The sequence below is a fragment of the Pseudomonas sp. PME37.24/025 genome, assembly GCF_055556615.1.
This window is the reverse complement of record NZ_JBVHNK010000004.1, coordinates 213,409-234,705: the sequence shown is the minus strand read 5'-3', so window position 1 is coordinate 234,705 and position 21,297 is coordinate 213,409. Positions and strand designations below refer to the sequence as shown.

At 58.1% G+C, this 21,297-nt stretch carries 18 protein-coding genes; 15 read left to right on the top strand and 3 right to left on the bottom strand.

The genetic code is table 11. The annotated features are described in order from the left end of the window. The first annotated feature begins 171 nt into the window (after window positions 1-171). The 6 genes from ACZ3HH_RS09810 (at window position 172) to ACZ3HH_RS09785 (ending at window position 5,674) form a co-directional block, all read left to right on the top strand. A complete protein-coding gene (locus ACZ3HH_RS09810; protein ID WP_465804229.1) occupies window positions 172-1,116 on the top strand; it encodes a choline ABC transporter substrate-binding protein in 945 nt (314 codons plus the stop codon). A gap of 112 nt (window positions 1,117-1,228) precedes the next feature. After that, window positions 1,229-2,116, top strand: a complete 888-nt coding sequence (gene cdhC, locus ACZ3HH_RS09805) for a 3-dehydrocarnitine:acetyl-CoA trimethylamine transferase CdhC (protein WP_008008106.1) — start codon at window positions 1,229-1,231, stop codon at window positions 2,114-2,116. A gap of 142 nt (window positions 2,117-2,258) precedes the next feature. Then, window positions 2,259-3,224 carry an L-carnitine dehydrogenase gene (locus tag ACZ3HH_RS09800; RefSeq protein ID WP_465804228.1) on the top strand — a complete coding sequence of 322 codons (966 nt, stop codon included), beginning with the start codon at window positions 2,259-2,261 and terminating at the stop codon, window positions 3,222-3,224. A 161-nt stretch (window positions 3,225-3,385) separates the two neighbouring features. Continuing rightward, window positions 3,386-3,862 carry a thioesterase family protein gene (locus ACZ3HH_RS09795; RefSeq protein ID WP_465804227.1) on the top strand — a complete coding sequence of 159 codons (477 nt, stop codon included), beginning with the start codon at window positions 3,386-3,388 and terminating at the stop codon, window positions 3,860-3,862. Window positions 3,863-3,875: 13 nt separating this feature from the next. Next, window positions 3,876-5,039, top strand: coding sequence for a gamma-butyrobetaine dioxygenase (locus tag ACZ3HH_RS09790; RefSeq protein WP_465804226.1), 1,164 nt, complete (start codon window positions 3,876-3,878; stop codon window positions 5,037-5,039). 371 nt (window positions 5,040-5,410) lie between these two features. Further along, window positions 5,411-5,674 carry a hypothetical protein gene (locus tag ACZ3HH_RS09785; protein ID WP_465804225.1) on the top strand — a complete coding sequence of 88 codons (264 nt, stop codon included), beginning with the start codon at window positions 5,411-5,413 and terminating at the stop codon, window positions 5,672-5,674. A 114-nt stretch (window positions 5,675-5,788) separates the two neighbouring features. Here ACZ3HH_RS09785 and gbdR read toward each other — a convergent pair whose 3' ends face one another. Together gbdR and ACZ3HH_RS09775 are read right to left on the bottom strand one after the other, a co-directional pair. Further along, window positions 5,789-6,892, bottom strand: a complete 1,104-nt coding sequence (gbdR, locus tag ACZ3HH_RS09780; protein ID WP_258617744.1) for a choline metabolism transcriptional regulator GbdR — start codon at window positions 6,890-6,892, stop codon at window positions 5,789-5,791. 538 nt (window positions 6,893-7,430) lie between these two features. Then, the gene (locus ACZ3HH_RS09775; protein WP_465804224.1) at window positions 7,431-8,807 is read right to left on the bottom strand and encodes an L-serine ammonia-lyase; all 1,377 of its coding nucleotides are present in this window, start codon (window positions 8,805-8,807) and stop codon (window positions 7,431-7,433) included. A 437-nt stretch (window positions 8,808-9,244) separates the two neighbouring features. Between ACZ3HH_RS09775 and ACZ3HH_RS09770 the strand changes: the two genes are divergently transcribed. The 3 genes from ACZ3HH_RS09770 to choV all read left to right on the top strand — a co-directional run bounded on the left by ACZ3HH_RS09770 (window position 9,245) and on the right by choV (window position 12,293). Beyond that, entirely contained in the window at window positions 9,245-10,195 is a 951-nt protein-coding gene (locus ACZ3HH_RS09770) for a choline ABC transporter substrate-binding protein (RefSeq protein WP_465804223.1), read from the top strand. 77 nt (window positions 10,196-10,272) lie between these two features. Further along, a complete protein-coding gene (choW, locus tag ACZ3HH_RS09765) occupies window positions 10,273-11,118 on the top strand; it encodes a choline ABC transporter permease subunit (RefSeq protein WP_123359168.1) in 846 nt (281 codons plus the stop codon). Continuing rightward, window positions 11,115-12,293, top strand: coding sequence for a choline ABC transporter ATP-binding protein (gene choV, locus ACZ3HH_RS09760; RefSeq protein ID WP_465804222.1), 1,179 nt, complete (start codon window positions 11,115-11,117; stop codon window positions 12,291-12,293). The genes choW and choV overlap by 4 nt, the downstream gene beginning before the upstream one ends. 197 nt (window positions 12,294-12,490) lie before the next feature. On the opposite strand, the gene ACZ3HH_RS09755 is transcribed toward choV, so the two are convergent. After that, entirely contained in the window at window positions 12,491-14,440 is a 1,950-nt protein-coding gene (locus ACZ3HH_RS09755; protein ID WP_465804335.1) for a BCCT family transporter, read from the bottom strand. Between the two features lie 379 nt (window positions 14,441-14,819). On the opposite strand from ACZ3HH_RS09755, the gene betI reads away from it, so the two are divergent. The 6 genes from betI to ACZ3HH_RS09725 all read left to right on the top strand — a co-directional run bounded on the left by betI (window position 14,820) and on the right by ACZ3HH_RS09725 (window position 21,204). Further along, complete coding sequence (betI, locus tag ACZ3HH_RS09750) at window positions 14,820-15,413, top strand: transcriptional regulator BetI (protein ID WP_465804221.1); 594 nt, start codon at window positions 14,820-14,822, stop codon at window positions 15,411-15,413. A gap of 109 nt (window positions 15,414-15,522) precedes the next feature. Next, window positions 15,523-16,995 (top strand): betaine-aldehyde dehydrogenase, encoded by a 1,473-nt coding sequence (betB, locus tag ACZ3HH_RS09745; RefSeq protein ID WP_465804220.1) that lies wholly within the window; start codon window positions 15,523-15,525, stop codon window positions 16,993-16,995. 217 nt (window positions 16,996-17,212) lie between these two features. Beyond that, on the top strand, window positions 17,213-18,916 hold the full coding sequence (betA, locus tag ACZ3HH_RS09740; protein WP_465804219.1) for a choline dehydrogenase: 1,704 nt from the start codon (window positions 17,213-17,215) through the stop codon (window positions 18,914-18,916). 229 nt (window positions 18,917-19,145) lie between these two features. After that, on the top strand, window positions 19,146-20,138 hold the full coding sequence (locus ACZ3HH_RS09735) for a hypothetical protein (RefSeq protein ID WP_465804218.1): 993 nt from the start codon (window positions 19,146-19,148) through the stop codon (window positions 20,136-20,138). Further along, complete coding sequence (locus tag ACZ3HH_RS09730; protein WP_465804217.1) at window positions 20,138-20,863, top strand: AzlC family ABC transporter permease; 726 nt, start codon at window positions 20,138-20,140, stop codon at window positions 20,861-20,863. The genes ACZ3HH_RS09735 and ACZ3HH_RS09730 overlap by 1 nt, the downstream gene beginning before the upstream one ends. Then, window positions 20,860-21,204 (top strand): AzlD domain-containing protein, encoded by a 345-nt coding sequence (locus ACZ3HH_RS09725; protein ID WP_465804216.1) that lies wholly within the window; start codon window positions 20,860-20,862, stop codon window positions 21,202-21,204. The genes ACZ3HH_RS09730 and ACZ3HH_RS09725 overlap by 4 nt, the downstream gene beginning before the upstream one ends. Window positions 21,205-21,297: the final 93 nt, after the last annotated feature.

Here is a 21,297-nt window from a genome sequence, read left to right as displayed (position 1 = left end):
GCGTGTGGACGTTGATACGCCACTTACCGGCGGCATTCAAGAGCGCAGGTCGCTGCAGTGCAAGAGCTGGTCGCCGCAGTGCGTTTTTACGGGGGCTCAGCTGCGTAACTTGGCATCACCGGCACACAAAGATGCCGGAACCCACAATAACGACCTGCCGAGGAACCCGACATGAAACGACTGATCAGCAGCTGTGTTCTTGCACTCAGCGGTACCGCTTTCTTGAGCGCCAGTGTCATGGCGGCCGAACCCGCGTCGTGCCAGAACGTGCGCATGGGTGTAGTGAACTGGACCGACGTAATCGCCACCAGCGCCATGACCCAAGTATTGCTCGACGGCCTCGGCTACAACACCAAACAGACCAGCGCCTCCCAGCAAATCATCTTCGCCGGGATTCGTGACCAGCGCCTGGACTTGTTCCTCGGTTACTGGAACCCGCTGATGACGCAGACCATCACGCCGTTTGTCGAGGCCAAGCAGGTCAAAGTGCTTGAAGCACCAAGCCTCAAGGATGCTCGCGCCACCCTCGCCGTTCCGACTTACCTCGCCGACAAAGGCCTGAAAACCTTCGCTGACATCGCCAAATTCGAAAAAGAACTGGGCGGCAAGATTTACGGCATCGAGCCTGGCTCGGGCGCCAACACCCAGATCAAGGCGATGATCGCCAAGAACCAGTTTGGCCTGGGCAAGTTCCAGTTGGTCGAGTCCAGTGAGGCCGGCATGCTCGCGGCGGTGGATCGCGCCGTGCGGCGCAAGGAAGCCGTGGTGTTCTTCGGCTGGGCGCCGCACCCGATGAACGTCAACGTGCAAATGACTTACCTCACCGGTAGCGAAGACGCTCTGGGCCCGAACGAAGGCATGGCCACCGTCTGGACGGTCACCGCGCCGAAATACGCCGAGCAATGCCCGAACATTGGTCGTTTGCTGAGCAACCTGACCTACACCGCCGAAGACGAGAGCCGGATGATGCAGCCGCTGCTGGATCACAAGGACGCTTTTGAATCGGCCAAGCAATGGCTCAAGGATCACCCGCAAGACAAGCAACGCTGGCTCGAAGGCGTGACCACCTTCGATGGCAAACCGGCTGCTGAAAACCTGAAACTGACCAGTAAATAAACCTGAAATGAATCACCGATTCGCAGCCCGATGCGGGCTGCGAACGGAATCGTCACGCCCTGAGCCACACCTAAGCCACACCTAAAATTCTCGCCTGCAAGGAACCCGCCTCATGAACCACGACGTCATCATCACCTGCGCACTCACCGGTGCTGGCGACACGACCGCCAGAAGCCCACACGTGCCGGTCACCCCGAAACAAATCGCCGCGGCCGCCGTGGAAGCCGCCAAGGCTGGCGCCACCGTGGTCCACTGCCACGTTCGCGACCCACAAACCGGCAAGTTCAGCCGTGACGTGGCGCTGTACCGCGAAGTGATGGAGCGCATCCGCGAGGCCGACGTCGACATCATCGTCAACCTCACCGCCGGCATGGGCGGCGACCTGGAAATCGGCGCGGGCGAGAACCCGATGGAGTTCGGCCCGAACACCGACCTGGTCGGCCCACTGACCCGTCTGGCCCACGTCGAAGAACTGCTGCCGGAAATCTGCACGCTGGATTGCGGCACCCTGAACTTCGGCGACGGCGACACCATTTACGTCTCCACCCCGGCACAGCTACGTGCTGGCGCCAAACGCATTCAAGAGCTGGGCGTGAAGGCCGAGCTGGAAATCTTCGACACCGGTCACCTGTGGTTCGCCAAGCAGATGATCAAGGAAGGCCTGCTCGATAACCCGCTGTTTCAGCTGTGCCTGGGCATCCCGTGGGGCGCGCCGGCCGACACCACCACCATGAAAGCCATGGTCGACAACCTGCCGGCCGATGCGGTCTGGGCTGGGTTCGGCATCGGTCGCATGCAGATGCCAATGGCGGCGCAAGCGGTTCTGCTCGGCGGCAACGTGCGGGTCGGTCTGGAAGACAACTTGTGGCTGGACAAGGGTGTTTTGGCGACCAACGGCCAACTGGTCGAACGCGCCTCGGAAATCCTCAGCCGCCTCGGCGCCCGTGTTCTGACCCCAGCTGAAGGCCGGGCAAAAATGGGCCTGACCAAGCGCGGTTAACCCGAACCTACACCTTATCTGTGGGAGCGGGCTTGCTCGCGAAGAGGCCGGTACATCCGCCACATCTCTTGTGACAGGAACGCCGCCATCGCAGGCAAGCCAGCTCCCACAGGTTTCTCGACCAATCTTCAGGACAGCATTCATGAGCTTTATCACTGATATCAAAACCTTCGCAGCTCTGGGCAGCGGTGTCATCGGCAGCGGCTGGGTGTCTCGCGCCCTCGCCCACGGCCTCGATGTAGTGGCTTGGGATCCGGCGCCCGGTGCCGAAGCGGCGTTGCGCAAACGCGTCGCCAATGCCTGGGGCGCACTGGAGAAACAAGGCCTGGCACCCGGCGCGTCGCAGGATCGTCTGCGCTTTGTCGCCACCATCGAAGAATGCGTTCGCGATGCGGATTTCATTCAGGAAAGTGCACCAGAACGACTGGACCTGAAACTGGAATTGCACAGCAAAATCAGCGCCGCGGCCAAGCCCAATGCCTTGATCGGTTCCAGTACTTCGGGGCTGTTGCCGAGCGAGTTCTACGAGAGTTCGACCCACCCGGAACGCTGCGTGGTCGGGCACCCGTTCAACCCGGTTTACCTGCTGCCATTGGTGGAAGTGGTCGGGGGCAAAAACACTGCGCCAGAAGCAGTTCAGGCGGCAATGAAAGTCTATGAATCTTTAGGAATGCGCCCGTTGCATGTGCGCAAGGAAGTACCTGGATTTATCGCCGACCGTTTGCTCGAAGCGTTGTGGCGTGAGGCGTTGCATCTGGTCAACGATGGCGTGGCGACCACCGGTGAAATCGACGATGCGATACGTTTTGGCGCGGGCCTGCGCTGGTCGTTCATGGGCACCTTCCTGACTTACACCCTGGCGGGCGGCGACGCAGGCATGCGGCACTTCATGGCGCAGTTCGGGCCGGCGTTGCAGTTGCCCTGGACGTATCTGCCAGCACCGGAGCTGACCGACAAATTGATCGACGACGTGGTGGATGGCACCAGCGAGCAATTGGGCAACCACAGCATCTCGGCGCTGGAGCGCTATCGTGATGATTGCTTGCTGGCGGTGCTGGAGGCGGTGAAAACCACCAAAGAGAAGCATGGGATGGCGTTCAGCGAGTAACCCAAGTCAGGGGCCAGCAGGTCTGGCCTCATCGCGGGCAAGCCCGCTCCCACAGGGATCTACTGGGTGGCATAAATTGTATTTACACCTCAAATCACTGTGGGAGCGGGCTTGCCCGCGATAGCGACAGCCCAGTCACCACACATTCTGGATCACTCATCATGCCCATCCTCACCACCTACCAAACCAAAATCATCCCCGACTGGGTCGACTACAACGGCCACCTGCGCGACGCCTTCTATCTGCTGATTTTCAGCTACGCCACCGACGCGCTGATGGATCGGCTGGGCATGGACAGCAACAACCGCGAAGCCAGCGGCAACTCGCTGTTCACCCTCGAACTGCACCTCAATTATCTGCATGAAGTGAAGCTCGATGCCGATGTCGAAGTGCACACCCAGATCATCGGCCATGACCGCAAGCGCCTGCACCTCTACCACAGCCTGCATCTGGTGGGCGGAGACAAGGAGCTGGCGGGCAATGAACAAATGCTGCTGCACGTCGACCTTGCCGGGCCGCGATCCGCACCGTTCAGCGAAGAAACCTTGAGCAAGCTGCAAGTCATTGTCGCCGAGCAAGCCGACCTGCCCGCCCCCGCCTTCATCGGCCGGGTAATCGCCTTACCGCCCGAAAAATAACAAGGAGCTCGTCATGAACACCGCCGCCGCTTTTGCCGATTTCCGCACCTACCCGTTGATCAGCGCGTTGACCGCCGTGCACACCCTGGCGGACCGAATTCAAGTGAAGTGGGCGGACGGTCGGGTCAGCCCTTTTCATCATCAATGGCTACGGGACAACTGCCCGTGCCCGCAGTGCGTCTACACGGTGACCCGCGAGCAAGTGCTGGAAATCGTCGATGTCGCAGAAAATCTGATTCCCGACAGCGCTCGAATCGATGCCGAAGGTTGCCTGTGCATAGATTGGCAGGATGGCCACCTCAGCCGCTTCGATCCAGGCTGGCTGCGAGCCCACGCCTATGACGACGAAACCCGCGCCGAACGCCGGGCCACCAAACCGAAAAGTAAGCTGTGGAACAGCCAGTTGAAGCTGCCGATGTTCGACTATCAGGCATTGATGGACGATAACCATGCCTTGCTGCAATGGCTGCTGACCGTGCGTGACATCGGCCTGACCCAGGTTCGCGGCGTGCCCATGGAGCCGGGCTCACTGAAGCCGATCGCCCAGCGGATTTCCTTCATCCGCGAGAGCAATTTCGGTGTGCTGTTCAACGTGCAATCCAAGGCCGACGCCGACAGCAATGCTTACACCGCCTTCAATCTGCCGCTGCACAGCGACCTGCCCACTCGGGAGTTGCAACCGGGGCTGCAGTTTTTGCATTGCCTGGTCAATGACGCCGACGGTGGCGAGAGCATTTTCGTCGACGGGTTTGCCATCGCTGAAGCCTTGCGTCGGGAAGATCCCGAGGCGTTTCAGGCCTTGTGTGAAATACCCGTGGAGTTCCGCAACAAGGACCGTCACAGCGACTACCGCTGTCTGGCGCCGATCATCGCCCTGGATGCGTTCGGGCAGGTGTCGGAGATCCGCATGGCGAACTTTCTGCGTGGGCCGTTCGATGCTTCAGTCGAGCAAATGCCCAGGCTGTATCGCGCTTACCGACGCTTCATTGCAATGACCCGTGAGGCGCGATTCAGGTTCATGCAAAGGCTCAATCCCGGCGAGCTGTGGTGCTTTGACAACCGCCGAACCCTCCACGCCCGCAATGCATTCGACCCCGCTACGGGTGCCCGGCATTTCCAGGGGTGTTATGTCGACAGGGATGAGTTGTTGTCGAGGATTTTGGTGTTGCAACGGTAGACCGCGTCAACGTTTTTCGCGGGCAAGCCCGCTCCCACAGGTTATTCGCAAGTCCTGTGGGAGCGTGGCTTGCCCGCGATGGCGTCCGCACAGGCAACACAAAACCCTCTGATTCACAGGCAAAAAAAACCCCGATCAAGCCGTGACAGGATCGGGGCAGAGGTGGGTACTGTTGAGGAGCCGTTGCGCGAGGGTGACCAAACCTTCGTGAAGCCAGCTGAGTCCAGTGTGCCCACTCTCCTCGCTCGCAAGTTAGCCGAAAACGACCTGTTCATAGGTATTGCGGCCATTGCGACAAATCGTCCTTGCCGCCACTCCGTACCCCTACGAGAATCGATCCACGACACCGTTCCCTGAAGAAGGATTGCGTCATGATGTACGCCGATTTGATTGACCAGGAAGACCTGTTGGGCCAGCTCAAGGCGTTAGGATTTGCGGTGCCTCCTGGTGCAACCGCTGAGCAGGCCTGCGAATGCGCGGTACGAGGTTTGAACAACGAACGGGCAACGGAACTGCGGACCATGGTCAAGCAGATGTACACCAGCAGCGCGACCATCCTGCCGGCCGTGCGCCAGGCCATTGACCAGCAACTGTTACCCGCATTGGCGCAGTACCAGCAAAGCCGTAGCGCCTGATAGACCCAATCGCGGGCAAGCCCGCTCCCACAGTGGTTTTGCGTCGTATACACAATTGATGCATCGACACAGAACCTGTGGGAGCGGGCTTGCCCGCGATGAAGGCGTCTCGGTTTAGAGCCTTACGCTAGCGAAAGTCGACTCATTGCGCGCCTGACTCAACGCCGACAGCGGCCCGGACAACGGCGATAGCACCAAGGCTTGCGGCAGCGGCATCATCGCCACTTGTTGTGTGGTGTTGGAGCCCACACGCTCGTCACGCGGCGGGATGCCGAAGTATTCGCGGTAGCACTTGGAGAAGTGCGGCGTAGACACGAAACCACACACCGAGGCGACTTCGATGATCGACATCGGCGTTTGCTTGAGCAATTGCCGAGCGCGGATCAAACGCAGTTTCAGGTAGTAACGCGACGGCGAACAGTGCAGGTATTTCTGGAACAGCCGCTCCAGCTGACGACGCGAAACAGCGACGTACACCGCCAGTTCGTCGAGGTCGATCGGCTCTTCGAGGTTGGCTTCCATCAGCGCCACGATTTCCTGCAACTTCGGCTGGTTGGTGCCGAGCATGTGCTTGAGCGGTACGCGCTGGTGATCCTGCTCGTTGCGGATGCGCTCGTAGACAAACATTTCCGAGATCGCGGCCGACAGTTCACGACCGTGATCGCGGCTGATCAGGTGCAACATCATGTCCAGCGGCGCGGTGCCGCCGGAGCTGGTGAAACGGTTACGGTCGAGGGTGAACAGCCGGGTGCTCATGGCCACCCGCGGGAAAGCTTCCTGCATCGACGCCAGGCATTCCCAGTGCACGCTGCAATCGAAACCGTCCAGCAGACCGGCGCACGCCAGGGCCCAGCTGCCGGTGCAAACCGCGCCAAGACGACGATGCTGACGCGCCTGACTTTGCAGCCACGATACGTGTTCGCGGGTCACGGTGCGCTGAATGCCGATACCGCCGCAGACAATCACAGTGTCCAGGGGAGGCGCTTTGTGCATCGCAGCGTCGGGGGTGATCTGCAGACCGTCACTGGCCCAGACCTGACCGCCATCAACGGTGAGTGTGGTCCAGCGATACAGCTCGCGGCCGGACAATTGGTTGGCCATGCGTAGAGGTTCTACTGCGGAGGCCAGAGAAATAAGCGTGAAATTGTCCAGCAGCAAAAAGCCGATGGATTGAGGCGCACGGTTCTGGGGTTGGGCCCCGGAGTTGAACGTCGTCATCGCGGTATCTCCTCACACAAAGCGGGTGATGGCCTCAGGCGGAGGCTCTTTTTATTGCCATCGTTCTCGCGCGGGAGACGGGCTTTGTAATGACAGAGCAATTGCCATGCCTAAAGTTGAATACGTGTTCAATAACTCCTGAAAACGACGTCGCGATGTGTCTGGATATGGCGCGCAGAGATAAGAGATCATAAGTGCCATCAAGGGCTGCAAACCCGCTACCCCGTTGCCTGTGAGCAAATCGGTAGCACTTGTGGGAACAGGGCTGGGACGCTCCTGGGGAGAGTGTCACCGCAAGCACGGTGACGGACGGTTAGGGTCGGCTTGGATCCCTGACCGTGAGTGAGGCGCTTATCTGTAAGCGACGCGCCAAAACGTGGCGTGTTTCGATTCCGGTGTTCACTTAGCGCGCAGTTTTGACTGGTCTGGCCCCATCGCGGGCAAGCCCGCTCCCACAGGATTTGTGGTGTGCCTCAGTTCTCGGCTACACAACGAACCCTGTGGGAGCGGGCTTGCCCGCGATGGGATCAACTCGGTCTCAACATTCAACCGCGCTAACCGCCAACCCACCGCGCGATGTCTCTTTGTATTTGTCGTGCATGTCGGCACCGGTATCACGCATCGTGCGGATTACCCGGTCCAGCGAGATAAAGTGCTGACCATCGCCGCGCAGCGCCATCTGCGCCGCGTTGATCGCTTTCACCGCGGCAATTGCGTTGCGCTCGATACACGGCACTTGCACCAACCCGCCCACGGGATCGCAGGTCAGGCCGAGGTTGTGTTCCAGGCCGATTTCCGCCGCGTTGCACAGCTGCTCCGGTGTGGCACCGAGAATCTCCGCCAACCCGGCCGCCGCCATGGCGCAGGCCGAACCGACTTCACCCTGGCAACCGACTTCGGCACCGGAAATCGAGGCGTTCTTCTTGCACAGAATCCCTACCGCCGCGGCACTGAGGAAGTAATCGACCACGTTGGCGTCGGTCACTGCCTCGCTGAATTTCATAAAGTAGTGCAGCACCGCCGGAATGATCCCCGCCGCGCCGTTGGTCGGTGCCGTCACCATGCGCCCGCCGGCAGCGTTTTCTTCGTTGACCGCTAGGGCGAACAGGTTGACCCACTCCATGGCGCTCAGCGTTGAACCGATCACGTTGGGCTTGTTCAGTTCTTGCAGGCTGCGGTGCAGTTTGGCCGCGCGACGACGCACATTCAGGCCGCCAGGCAGGATGCCTTCGTGTTTAAGGCCTTGCTCCACGCAATCTTGCATCGCACGCCAGAGTTTCATCAGGCCGGCGCGAATTTCCTCTTCGCTGCGCCAGACTTTCTCGTTGGCCATCATCAGTTCTGCAACGCGCAGGTTGTGCTGCTTGCAGAGACTGAGCAGCTCGACGGCACTGGAGAAATCGTAAGGCAGCACGGTGCGATCCAGATCCACCACGCCGCTGGAAGCCTGAGCCTCATCGACGACAAAACCGCCGCCGATGGAATAGTAGGTGTCGCGATGCAGCTCGCCGTGATCGCCTTCGGCAACCAGGGTCATGGCGTTGGGATGGAACGGCAGGTTCTCGTCGATCAGGCGCATGTCCCGAGCCCAGATGAACGGGACCGACAAACGACCGTCGAGCAATAGCGTGTTGGTTTCACGCAGGGCCTCGATGCGAATGCCGATTTGCGACGGATCGATCGCGTCTGGCCACTCGCCCATCAGCCCCATGATCACCGCGTTGTCGCTGCCATGACCGATACCGGTGGCAGATAACGAACCATAAAGCTGAACTTCGATGCGCAGCACCTGTTCCAAAAGACCTTGCTCACGCAAACCTTGCACGAACAGCGCCGCGGCGCGCATAGGCCCCACGGTGTGTGAACTGGAAGGGCCGATGCCGATTTTGAACAAGTCGAAAACGCTGATAGCCATTACTGCTGAACTCCTGGATGTGCCTGCTCCAGACGCAAAAGCGCCCAGTGACGGAGCTGCTACGCTCAAGCTGCAATCCGCCGAGATGGCCGCATCATCAGGCTTTTATCATGTCGTTCAACGTCTCACACCGACGCACTCATGCCCGCTAGCGCCGCAAGCCGCTCATGCAGTGTTTTCGCCGTTTTTTTGCGGATCAGCGAGGCAAAACGGGCTGAAAAAAGCTGTAAACGACGTCACCGACACTGGATGCGACCATCCCTGTACTGGTTACGACGCCCCCTGTAGGCGTCAGATTTTCACTGGTACATGATCGTATCGACTCGATTGCAAGGCGCCGTGGTAGAGCTGTCTCCAAAACGCCATCCAACCGCAACAGATAAGTGCGGTGGTCCAGTCGGAACACTGCCAAAAAAAACACCAAGGAGTCGCCCCTTATGAAAGGTTCCCCGTCGTTGTTGTTGGCCGCCATGCTGAGTCTGCCGTTTCTGGCTCAAGCCGCAGAACCGGCTCAATGCAGCACCGTAAACTTCTCCGATGTCGGCTGGACGGACATTACCGTCACTACCGCCACCACCAGCGTCGTTCTCGATGCCCTGGGCTACAAGACCAAGACCACGATGATTTCCGTGCCGGTGACCTACAAGTCCCTGGCCGACGGCAAGAACATGGACGTATTCCTCGGCAACTGGATGCCGACCATGGAAAACGACATCAAGGCCTACCGTGATGCCGGCACCGTGGACACGCTGCGCGCTAATCTGGAAAACGCAAAATACACACTCGCCGTCCCCGAAGAGTTGTATAACAAAGGTCTGAAAGATTTCGCCGACATCGCCAAGTTCAAGAAAGAACTCGACGGCAAGATTTATGGCATCGAACCGGGTAACGACGGCAACCGCCTGATCCAGAGCATGATCGACAAGAACGCCTTCGGCCTGAAAGACGCCGGCTTCAAGGTGGTCGAGTCCAGCGAGGCAGGCATGCTCTCGCAAGTCGATCGCGCCCAGCGCCGCAACACCGCCGTGGTGTTCCTGGGCTGGGAACCGCACCCGATGAACACTCGATTCAAGATGAAGTACCTGACCGGCGGCGACGAATACTTCGGCCCGAACTTCGGCCAGGCGACCATCTACACCAACACCCGCAAGGGTTACGCACAGGAATGCGGCAACGTGGGTCAGTTGCTGAAAAACCTGGTCTTTACCCTCGACATGGAAAGCACGCTGATGGGCAACGTCCTGGACGACAAAATGAAGCCTGACGCGGCCGCCAAGGCCTGGCTGAAAAAGAATCCACAGGTGCTCGATACCTGGCTCGCTGGCGTGACCACCATTGACGGTAAACCAGGCCTGGAGGCCGTGAAAGCCAAGCTCGCGCAGCCTTGATTTAGGAAGCATCGCTTACGCCGGGCGAGTTCGCTCGCCCGGGCTGTTTATTTCCTTGCATGCGGACGTTCACTACCATGCTGATTGATCAGAAAATACCCTTAGGCCAGTACATCGCGGGCTTCGTTGAATGGTTGACGCAAAACGGCGCCAGCACCTTCGACGCAATCGCCGTGTCACTGGAAACGATGATCCACGGCGTGACTTTCGCGCTGACCTGGTTCAACCCGCTGGCATTGATCGGCCTCATCGCGCTACTGGCACACTTCATCCAACGCAAATGGGGCCTGACCGTTTTCGTCATTGCCTCCTTTCTGCTGATCCTCAATCTGGGGTACTGGCAGGAAACCATGGAAACCCTCGCCCAGGTGTTGTTCGCCACCCTGGTGTGCGTGCTGATCGGCGTGCCGTTGGGCATCGTCGCCGCGCATAAACCGATGTTTTACACACTGATGCGTCCGGTGCTCGATCTGATGCAGACCGTGCCGACCTTCGTGTACCTCATTCCTACCCTGACCCTCTTCGGTCTGGGTGTGGTCCCGGGTCTGATCTCGACGGTAGTGTTCGCGATTGCCGCGCCTATCCGCCTGACCTACCTGGGTATTCGCGATGTTCCGCAGGAATTGATGGACGCCGGCAAAGCCTTTGGCTGCTCGCGCCGTCAACTGCTTTCACGGATTGAACTGCCCCACGCCATGCCAAGCATCGCGGCCGGTATCACCCAGTGCATCATGCTGTCGTTGTCGATGGTGGTGATTGCGGCACTGGTGGGCGCCGACGGCCTGGGCAAACCCGTGGTCAACGCACTGAACACTGCTGATATCGCCCTGGGCTTCGAAGCAGGCCTGGCGATCGTACTGCTGGCGATCATGCTCGACCGTATCTGCAAACAACCCGACGCTAAAGTAGGGGGTGACGCATGAGCATTATTCGCTTCGAAGACGTGGACGTGATCTTCTCCAAAGACCCGCGCGAGGCGCTCAAACTCCTCGACCAGGGCATGACCCGTGACCAGATCCTGAAAAAGACCGGGCAAATCGTCGGCGTTGAAAAAGCCACTCTGGACATCGAAAAAGGTGAAATCTGCGTACTGATGGGCCTGTCCGGCTCCGGCAAATCCAGCCTGTTGCGCTGCATCAACGGCCTCAACACCGTCAGCCGTGGCAAGTTGTTCGTCGAGCATGAAGGCAAGCAGATCGACATCGCGTCCTGTACCCCGGCAGAGCTGAAAATGATGCGCACCAAGCGCATCGCAATGGTGTTCCAGAAGTTCGCCCTGATGCCTTGGTTGACGGTGCGCGAGAACATCAGCTTCGGCCTGGAGATGCAGGGCCGGCCGGAGAAGGAACGGAAAAAACTGGTCGATGAAAAACTCGAACTGGTGGGCCTGACCCAGTGGCGCAACAAGAAACCCGATGAGCTTTCCGGCGGTATGCAACAGCGTGTGGGCCTGGCCCGAGCGCTGGCGATGGACGCCGACATTCTGCTGATGGACGAACCGTTCTCGGCCCTCGACCCGCTGATCCGCCAGGGCCTGCAAGACGAACTGCTGGAACTGCAAAGCAAGCTGAACAAAACCATCGTGTTCGTAAGCCACGACCTCGATGAAGCCCTGAAGCTCGGCAGCCGTATCGCGATCATGAAAGACGGCCGGATCGTCCAGTACAGCAAGCCGGAAGAGATCGTGTTGAACCCTGCGGACGATTACGTGCGCACCTTCGTCGCCCACACCAATCCGCTGAACGTATTGTGCGGTCGCAGCCTGATGCGCACCCTGGACAAGTGCAAACGCATCAACGGTTCGGTGTGCCTGGATCCGGGCGGCGATTCGTGGCTGGACCTGGCCGAAGGCAACACCATCAAAGGCGCACGCCAGAACGGCTCAAGCCTGGACCTGCAGAACTGGATACCGGGGCAAGCGGTTGAAGGCTTGGGTCGTCGACCAACGCTGGTGGACTCCAACATCGGCATGCGCGATGCGCTGCAGATTCGTTACCAGACCGGCAATAAGCTGGTGCTGCACGACAACAACAAGGTGGTCGGGATTCTCGGCGACAGCGAGCTGTACCACGCGCTGCTCGGCAAGAACCTGGGGTAAGCAGCAGACACAAAAACGCCGCGAGATGATCGCGGCGTTTTTGTTAATGCAGATATTTGGCTTGGAATACTGACAACTGTGGCGAGGGAGCTTGCTCCCGCTTGAGTGCGCAGCACTCACAAATTCTTGGGGTCGCTTCGCAACCCAGCGGGAGCAAGCTCCCTCGCCACAACAGCTTTACCGCATCACTTCTGATCTCAGCTATAAACCCGGCCAAGAAGCTGCCGATGGCTTTCAAACTGATCGAGCACGTCACGGGTGATCTGATCCTGAGTGAAGCCCATCAGGTCATAGTCCTGGCTGCCGTTATGCAGGTACACCTCGGCGCGGTAGTAACGTGCGCGCGGTTCATCGGCGCTTTCAGCAGACACCGTGTCACTCGCCGCCGCCAGATAACCGTCCAGGCTCACTTCGTAGACAAAAGGGTTGCCCTCTTCCATCTCGATCCGCACGCCCATGCAGCGTTTCGACTTGCCCAACAGCGTCTGCACATCCAGACCCTGAGCACGCAATTGCACAGCCGCATCTTCCAGCGCCGGGCTGACTTGCTTGTCCATGAAGCGCTGAACGATCGACTGGTTCGGTTGCAGATCCAGTTGGGTCAAACGCTCGCTGAAACCACGACGACCACGCGCTGCCAGCTCCGCTTGCTCCTGTTCGATTTGCACGTCCTGGCGCATGGCCTTGTGCAAGCCAAACATGAAGAACACCAGCACTACCGAGAACGGTAGCCCCGCCAGCACCACCATGGTTTGCATGGCTTCGAAGTTACCGGCGAACAACAGACCGATGGTCACCAGGGTGATCACCGCCGACCAGAAAATCCGCAGCCAGTGTGGCGCATCTTCGTCGACGTTGCCGCCCTTGCACGAAAGATTGGCCATCATCACCGCGCCGGAATCCGCCGGGGTCAGGAACAGCACGAAGCCGACAAAAATCGACACGCCGATCACGATCTTCGACGCCGGGTAATGCTCAAGCAACTGATAGATCGCCATCGACGGCTGTTGCAGCGCCGTCTTCCCGAGCTCCACCGCCCCATGGTTCATCACCAGGTCCAGAGCCGAGTTACCGAAGATCGACAGCCAGGCCAGGGTGAAGCCCAGCGGAATCAGCAGCACACCGGCTACCAGTTCACGCACCGAGCGACCACGGGAAATGCGCGCGATGAACATGCCTACGAATGGCGCCCAGGAAATCCACCAGGCCCAGTAGAACAGGGTCCACAGGCCCAACCAGCGGTCGGACTTCTCACTGTCGCCTTCATACACATAGAGGTCGAACGTCTTCAGCACCACGCCGTTCAGGTAGTCACCGATGTTCTGCACAAAGCCGTTGAGCAGGTGCAGGGTCGGGCCGAACAACAGCACGAAAATCAGCAGACCGCTGAACAGCACGATGTTCAAGTTGGACAGACGGCGAATACCGTTTTCCACGCCGGACACAGCAGCGATGGTCGCCACCGTGCTCATCACGATGATCACGATCAGCAGGTTGGTATTGCTGTGTTCCATGCCAAACAGGTTTTCCAGCCCCGACGACACTTGCAGCGAACCAATCCCCAGGTTCGTCACCAACCCCAGCAAGGTCACGAACATGCCGAAGCCGTCCACCGCATGACCGGCCGCGCCTTTGACCCAACGCTCGCCGACCAGTGGATACAGCGCCGAACGCAATGCCAGCGGCTGGTTATGACGGTAAGCAAAGTACGCCACGGCCAGACCGACCAGGGCGTAGATCGCCCAGCCATGCAGCCCCCAATGCAGGAACGTCAGCTGCACCGCCTGACGGGCCGCAAGGTTGCTGCCGGCCACGCCTTCCGGCGGATTGAAGTAATGGTCCAGCGGTTCGGAAGCACCGAAGTACAGCAACGAGATGCCGATACCCGACGAGAACAACATCCCCGCCCAGGCGCCGTAGCTGAAGTCCGGGGTGTCGTCCTTACTGCCCAGTTTGAGTTTGCCGTAGGACGAAAACGCCAGGCCCACCACAAAAACCAGATAAGCGGCGATCACCACCATGTAGTACCAGCCGAAGCTGCGGGACAACCAAGCCTGGGCAATGCCGAGCATTCTGCCGGCCTCTTGCGGGGCGATGATCAAAATGGCGGTCAACAGCAGGATCAGCGCGGTAGAGGTGTAGAACACCCAACCGTTGACCGTCACCTTCTCGGGCGGGGTCTTTATTAGAGAGGCAGAACTCATGGCACAGAGGCTCCGGCAGTGCGAGAGAAGAACACAAGGCAACGCGGTACCCGACCAATCGGTTAGTTGGCAGCCGACCGGCGGGTGATATAAAGACACCCCGAAAAAAGCCCGAAACCCTTGGAACGCCTGTGCGTATAGGTTTCGAGCATTTTTGGATGTCGTTTTTCCGCCAACTACACGTAGGAAAAACCCGTAGGTAGCGACGATTTGTCGCAGATCTTATTCTTTGTTGATTGAACGTTCAATCAAAACAAAATAGACTGGCCTTCAATCCGGTAGCCGTTTTTCGTCCACCGGAAGGCCTAAGGAGATGTGCAAGATGCCCAAGGTCGGTATGCAACCCATCCGCCGCCAGCAATTGATCGAAGCCACGTTACAGGCCGTCGATCAGGTCGGCATGGGGGACGCCAGCATTGCGCTGATCGCCCGTTTGGCCGGTGTCTCGAATGGCATCATCAGTCACTACTTTCAGGACAAGAACGGCCTGATCGCCGCCACGATGCGGTATCTGATGAGCGTCCTCAGCGAGAACGTCACCACGCGCCGTCAGGCGATGGCAGATGACAGCCCACGGGCACATCTGCAGGTGATTATCGAAGGCAACTTCGACGCCAGCCAGGTCAATGGCCCGGCAATGAAAACCTGGCTGGCCTTCTGGGCCACCAGCATGCACCAGCCGTCTTTGCACAGGTTGCAGCGGATCAACGATCACCGTCTGTATTCCAACCTGTGCTGCCAGTTCCGCCGTGCGTTGCCGCTTGATCAAGCACGCAGCGCCGCCCGTGGCCTGGCAGCCCTCATTGACGGTTTGTGGTTGCGCGGCGCGCTGTCGGGAGACGCTTTCGACACCGAGCAGGCGCAACGGATCGCTTACGAATACATGGATATCCAATTGGCCAAGCAGGTGAGTTAGAGCACACATAAAACCGCTCAGCCCCTGAACCGCTACCGACCGCGATGCCAATGCTATACGGCACGCCCGGTGGTCAACGCCAACCACTTAATGCTCTTGCGAGGACACTATGGCCCGTTTCGAACTGCAAAAACTCTACATCGATGGCGGTTACTCCGACGCCAGCAGCGACGCCACCTTCGAAGCCATCAACCCGGCTAACGGTGAAGTCCTCGCAACTGTACAGCGTGCGACCAAGGAAGACGTTGAGCGCGCTGTGGTCAGCGCCGAAAAGGGCCAGAAAATCTGGGCTGCGATGACTGCCATGGAGCGTTCGCGCATCCTGCGTCGTGCCGTCGACATCCTGCGCGAGCGCAACGATGAACTGGCCGCCCTGGAAACCCTGGACACCGGCAAGGCGTACTCCGAAACCCGTTACGTCGACATCGTCACCGGCGCCGACGTGCTGGAATACTACGCAGGTCTGGTACCGGCCATCGAAGGCGAGCAGATTCCGCTGCGCACCACGTCTTTCGTTTACACCCGTCGCGAGCCGCTGGGCGTCGTGGCCGGTATCGGCGCCTGGAACTATCCGATCCAGATCGCTTTGTGGAAATCCGCGCCTGCCCTGGCGGCCGGTAACGCGATGATCTTCAAGCCAAGCGAAGTCACTTCCCTGACCACGCTGAAACTGGCCGAGATCTACACCGAAGCTGGCGTTCCGGCTGGCGTGTTCAACGTTCTGACCGGCAGTGGCCGTGAAGTCGGCACCTGGCTGACCGAACACCCACGCATCGAAAAAATCTCCTTCACCGGCGGCACCGACACCGGCAAGAAGGTCATGGCCAGCGCTTCCGCCTCGTCGCTGAAAGATGTGACCATGGAACTGGGCGGCAAATCCCCACTGATCATCTTCGACGACGCCGACCTGGATCGCGCCGCCGACACCGCAATGATGGCCAACTTCTACAGCTCCGGTCAGGTCTGCACCAACGGCACTCGCGTGTTCGTGCCAAGCCACCTGAAAGCCGCTTTCGAAGCCAAGATCGTTGAACGCGTTGCGCGCATCCGCGTTGGCAACCCGGAAGACGAGAACACCAACTTCGGTCCTCTGGTCAGCTTCGCCCACATGGAAAGCGTGCTGGGTTACATCGCCAAAGGTAAGGAAGAAGGCGCTCGCGTCCTGTGCGGCGGCAGCCGTCTGACCGACGGCGAATTCGCCAAAGGCGCGTTCGTGGCTCCGACCGTGTTCACCGACTGCACCGACGAGATGACCATCGTTCGCGAAGAAATCTTCGGCCCGGTGATGAGCATCCTGACTTACGAAACCGAAGAAGAAGTGATCCGTCGTGCCAACGACACCGAATTCGGCCTGGCGGCTGGCGTCGTCACCAAAGACCTGAACCGCGCTCACCGCGTGATTCATCAACTGGAAGCCGGTATCTGCTGGATCAACGCCTGGGGCGAGTCCGACGCCAAGATGCCGGTCGGCGGCTACAAGCAGTCGGGTGTTGGCCGTGAGAACGGCATCAGCTCGCTGAATAACTTCACACGCATCAAATCGGTACAGGTCGAACTGGGCGATTACGCCTCGGTTTTCTGATCTGACGCGGTTCTGGAGTCGCGGTCCTTTGTGGCGAGGGAGCTTGCTCCCGCTGGGTTGCGAAGCGGCCCCGACTCCTGGCACCGCATTGATTCAGACAGAACACGGTCGCTGATTTGCGACTGCTGCGCAGCCGAGCGGGAGCAAGCTCCCTCGCCACAAGTGAGTGGTGTATCGGCGACCCGCGACCTGACCAACTTCAAAGAGGGTGCATTCAATGTCCCAAGAATTCGATTACATCATCATCGGTGCCGGCTCGGCCGGTAACACCCTGGCGACCCGTCTGACTGAAGACGAAGGCGTCACCGTCCTGCTGCTCGAAGCGGGCGGCCCGGATTATCGTCTGGATTTCCGCACGCAAATGCCGGCCGCCCTGGCGTTCCCGCTGCAAGGTCGTCGCTACAACTGGGCGTATGAAACCGATCCAGAGCCACACATGGACGGTCGCCGGATGGAATGCGGTCGGGGCAAGGGCCTGGGTGGTTCTTCGCTGATCAACGGCATGTGCTACATCCGCGGTAACGCGATGGACTACGACAACTGGTCGAAGCTGCCCGGTCTGGAAGACTGGAGCTACCTCGACTGCCTGCCGTATTTCCGCAAGGCGGAAACCCGTGACATCGGCCCGAACGACTACCACGGTGGCGACGGTCCGGTCAGCGTGACCACGCCGAAAGCCGGCAACAACCCGCTGTTCCACGCGATGGTTGAAGCAGGCGTGCAAGCCGGTTACCCGCGTACCGAAGACCTGAACGGCTACCAGCAAGAAGGTTTCGGCCCGATGGACCGCACCGTGACGCCGAACGGCCGTCGCGCCAGCACCGCTCGCGGTTACCTGGACGTCGCCAAGAAGCGTTCGACCCTGACCATCGTCACCCATGCCCTGACCGACAAGATCCTGTTCGAAGGCAAACGTGCGGTCGGCGTGCGTTACCTGATCGGCGCCGCTGAAGAGCGCGTTGAAGCCCGCGCCCGCAAGGAAGTGCTGCTGTGCTCCGGCGCCATCGCTTCGCCGCAGATTCTGCAGCGCTCCGGCGTTGGCCCGGCGGAATTGCTGAAGAAACTCGACATTCCGGTAGTCCACGACCTGCCGGGCGTCGGCGAAAACCTGCAAGACCACCTCGAGCTGTACCTGCAATACGCCTGCACCCAACCGGTCTCGCTGTACCCGTCGCTGCTGCTGCACAACCAACCGGCCATCGGTGCCGAGTGGCTGTTCAACGGCACCGGCATCGGCGCCAGCAACCAGTTCGAGGCCGGTGGTTTCATCCGCACTCGTCCGGAATTCGATTGGCCGAACATTCAGTACCACTTCCTGCCTGTCGCGATTAACTACAACGGCAGCAACGGTGTGAAAGAGCATGGCTTCCAGGCGCACATGGGTTCCATGCGTTCGCCAAGCCGTGGTCGCATCCAGGCCAAGTCCAAGGACCCGCGCCAGTACCCGAGCATCCTCTTCAACTACATGGCCACCGAGCAGGACTGGCAGGAATTTCGCGATGGCATCCGCCTGACCCGTGAAATCATGCAACAGCCAGCGCTGGACGCCTTCCGTGGTCGCGAAATCAGTCCGGGCATCGACGTGCAAACCGACGAGCAGCTGGACAAGTTCATCCGCGAGCACGCCGAAACCGCGTTCCACCCGTCCTGCTCGTGCAAGATGGGCACCGACGAAATGGCCGTGGTCGATGGCGAAGGTCGTGTGCATGGCCTGCAAGCCCTGCGCGTGGTCGATGCCTCGATCATGCCGATCATCACCACCGGCAACCTGAACGCGCCAACGATCATGATGGCCGAGAAAATCGCCGACAAGATCCGTGGTCGCAAGCCGTTGCCACGTAGCAAGGCTGCTTACTACGTGGCCGGTGATGCACCCGTGAAGGGTAAGCCAGTGCGTGAAGTGGGGCAGACTACTCAGTAACAATTAGCGCACTTGTTTCAACCAAAACCGCCAACCTTCCTGGGTTGGCGGTTTTTTTTGGCCACAAACTTCACACATCAAACAACATCCCTCATCCGGCAACTAAAAATCAATTAAAACACCTCAACAAAACTCGTAACACTTGTATTCCCCACGAACTTAAGAACCTCCATTACAATCCGCCCCGGCGCTTCAGCCGGATAAAAATAATTTTAATGGAGACCAAGACATGCCTGACATCGACCTTACTAAGGAAGCGAGTTATTTTCGAGAAAAAATATCCAAAGAAAAAACAATTACCCTGGACTTCGGTTACTTGACCGGCGTTATTGAATCCTGGTGGAATAAAAACAACCATCAAGAAACGCACATCTTAAAAACACAATTGGTTAACCTTTTTTTAACTTACCTACGTGCTGAAGACACCTTCTATTTTGACAAGGTAGGACTGGCAAATGGATGCGCGGCCGTCTGCATTAAAAATGTATTCAGCCTTGACTCACCCAAACTTGCCTTGACCGTGCATGAGGCATTGGCTGACCTGTTTCATCTCACCGATATAAAATACGAATACGAAGAACACAAAGCGCTGTATCTAAAACCCTTTGCAGAAAAATATCGAGAATGGGGTAATGGTCATGGCGATATCACACCGCACTCCGATGACCTGTATGAAAACCTAAATGTTGATTACCTGGCTCTGACCGTTTGCCGTGATATTACAAAAACCCCCACCGCCTATTACTTCCCAAGCGATCTACTATGTGACTTGAATGACGAGGAAATGCACGAATTATTGACGATGCAAGCAACGTTCATTTCTGGCAAAAATGTCAGTGGCTTAAAAAAACGGGTTCGTCATGTAGTTGAGTTCTCTGAACTCTACGGTTTTCATTTTTCGCTGGATTTCCGCATTGATTCGGAGAATGGAGAGCGGATGCGCGCAACAGATGGCGGCCAGCACCTGCTGGACAAAATCCGGGCAGGCCTGCCAAACGCAAAATGCCATGTTTCAACAGCCGAAACCGGCACGTTCCTGATCGTGGCCAACCACAAGATATTGCATGCCCGTCCGATGCTGAACATCGATGCCAGCGAGGCTCGCGAACAAGCGCACACCTCGACATTCAACACAACACCTCGATTACTGTTCCGAAGCAAGGGCCCTAGAAAGCATTACTTCCCGCTGGATGAAACAACCTATACGCGGGAAGCCCATTGATGGTGACTCAAGATACGTCCGCTCGTTCTTCGGCCGTCACCGTTTTTGTTGAAGGTGCACGTGACGCAATAACATTTGGCGTCGCGTTCATTTTTCTCTACTTATCCATAGGCATTTTAAGCGCAACGCAGTCGTTATCGCTAAGCCAGGCGCTTGCAACCACCCTGTTAATATTTTCCACGCCACTGCAATTTCTGCTAATACAAAGCCATAACGACGGATGGATATTGCTCCCTATTATCGTGGTGCTCAACGCTCGCTTCGTACTACTTTCCGCAACACTTGCTCCCTATATAAGAAACACTTCCACCATGAAGTCCATGGCTTCCTTGATTCTGATCACACCGTCGATATTCACAGGGTGCGTTACTCGATTCAAGCGAAAAACCGAACACCCCTTCACTTACATGATCGGCCTTGGCATTCCCATATTTGCTGTATCGATTATCTGCACCTACATCGGTTTCATCGCCGGTGCAGAACTCACCTCACCGGTCATCTATGCAGCGATGACACTTCTGCTACCGCTACAATTTACCGCTTTGGCCGGCAAGCATTGGCCTCACTATTCTGAAGTATCGAGTTACTGGCTTGGCTTTATCGGTGCGCCACTGCTGGTCTATCTATTCAAGGATTACAGCTTGCTCTGCACACCTTTTATAATCGGTGGATTGATCGTGTTAATTGAAAACAATTACAAAAAACGAGGTGACCTAGCCCCATGACAATCTGGCTCCTAATTGCATTTTCCGCCTTTACCGCTTTTGCATTTCGTGCCCTTCCGTTTGCATTCAAAAACAGCACCGCACTAACGCAAACCCAAGGTTCCTTTTATCGATTCATCAGCTACAGCGCGCAAGCGATGTTGGGAGTCATCATTTACGACACTGCATTCAACAAAAGGGATGCTCTGACCCTGATACAGCAATTTGAAACGCTGGATGCACTGAAGCTGTTCTTGCTGGTCGGCACCTTCATCGTGGTCGCAAAAACAAGAAAAATTCTGCCTGCTTTTTTTGCAAGCCTATTCATTTATGTTGCAGCTTTCGTTTATTTGAACGGCTAAAAGCAGTCCTTTGCCTGACAGGGGGATTGTTCGCGAGCAAGCTGCAATGGCTGTTCGCGAACTGAATCGTCAGCCAAGTCGTCATGCGCCGTC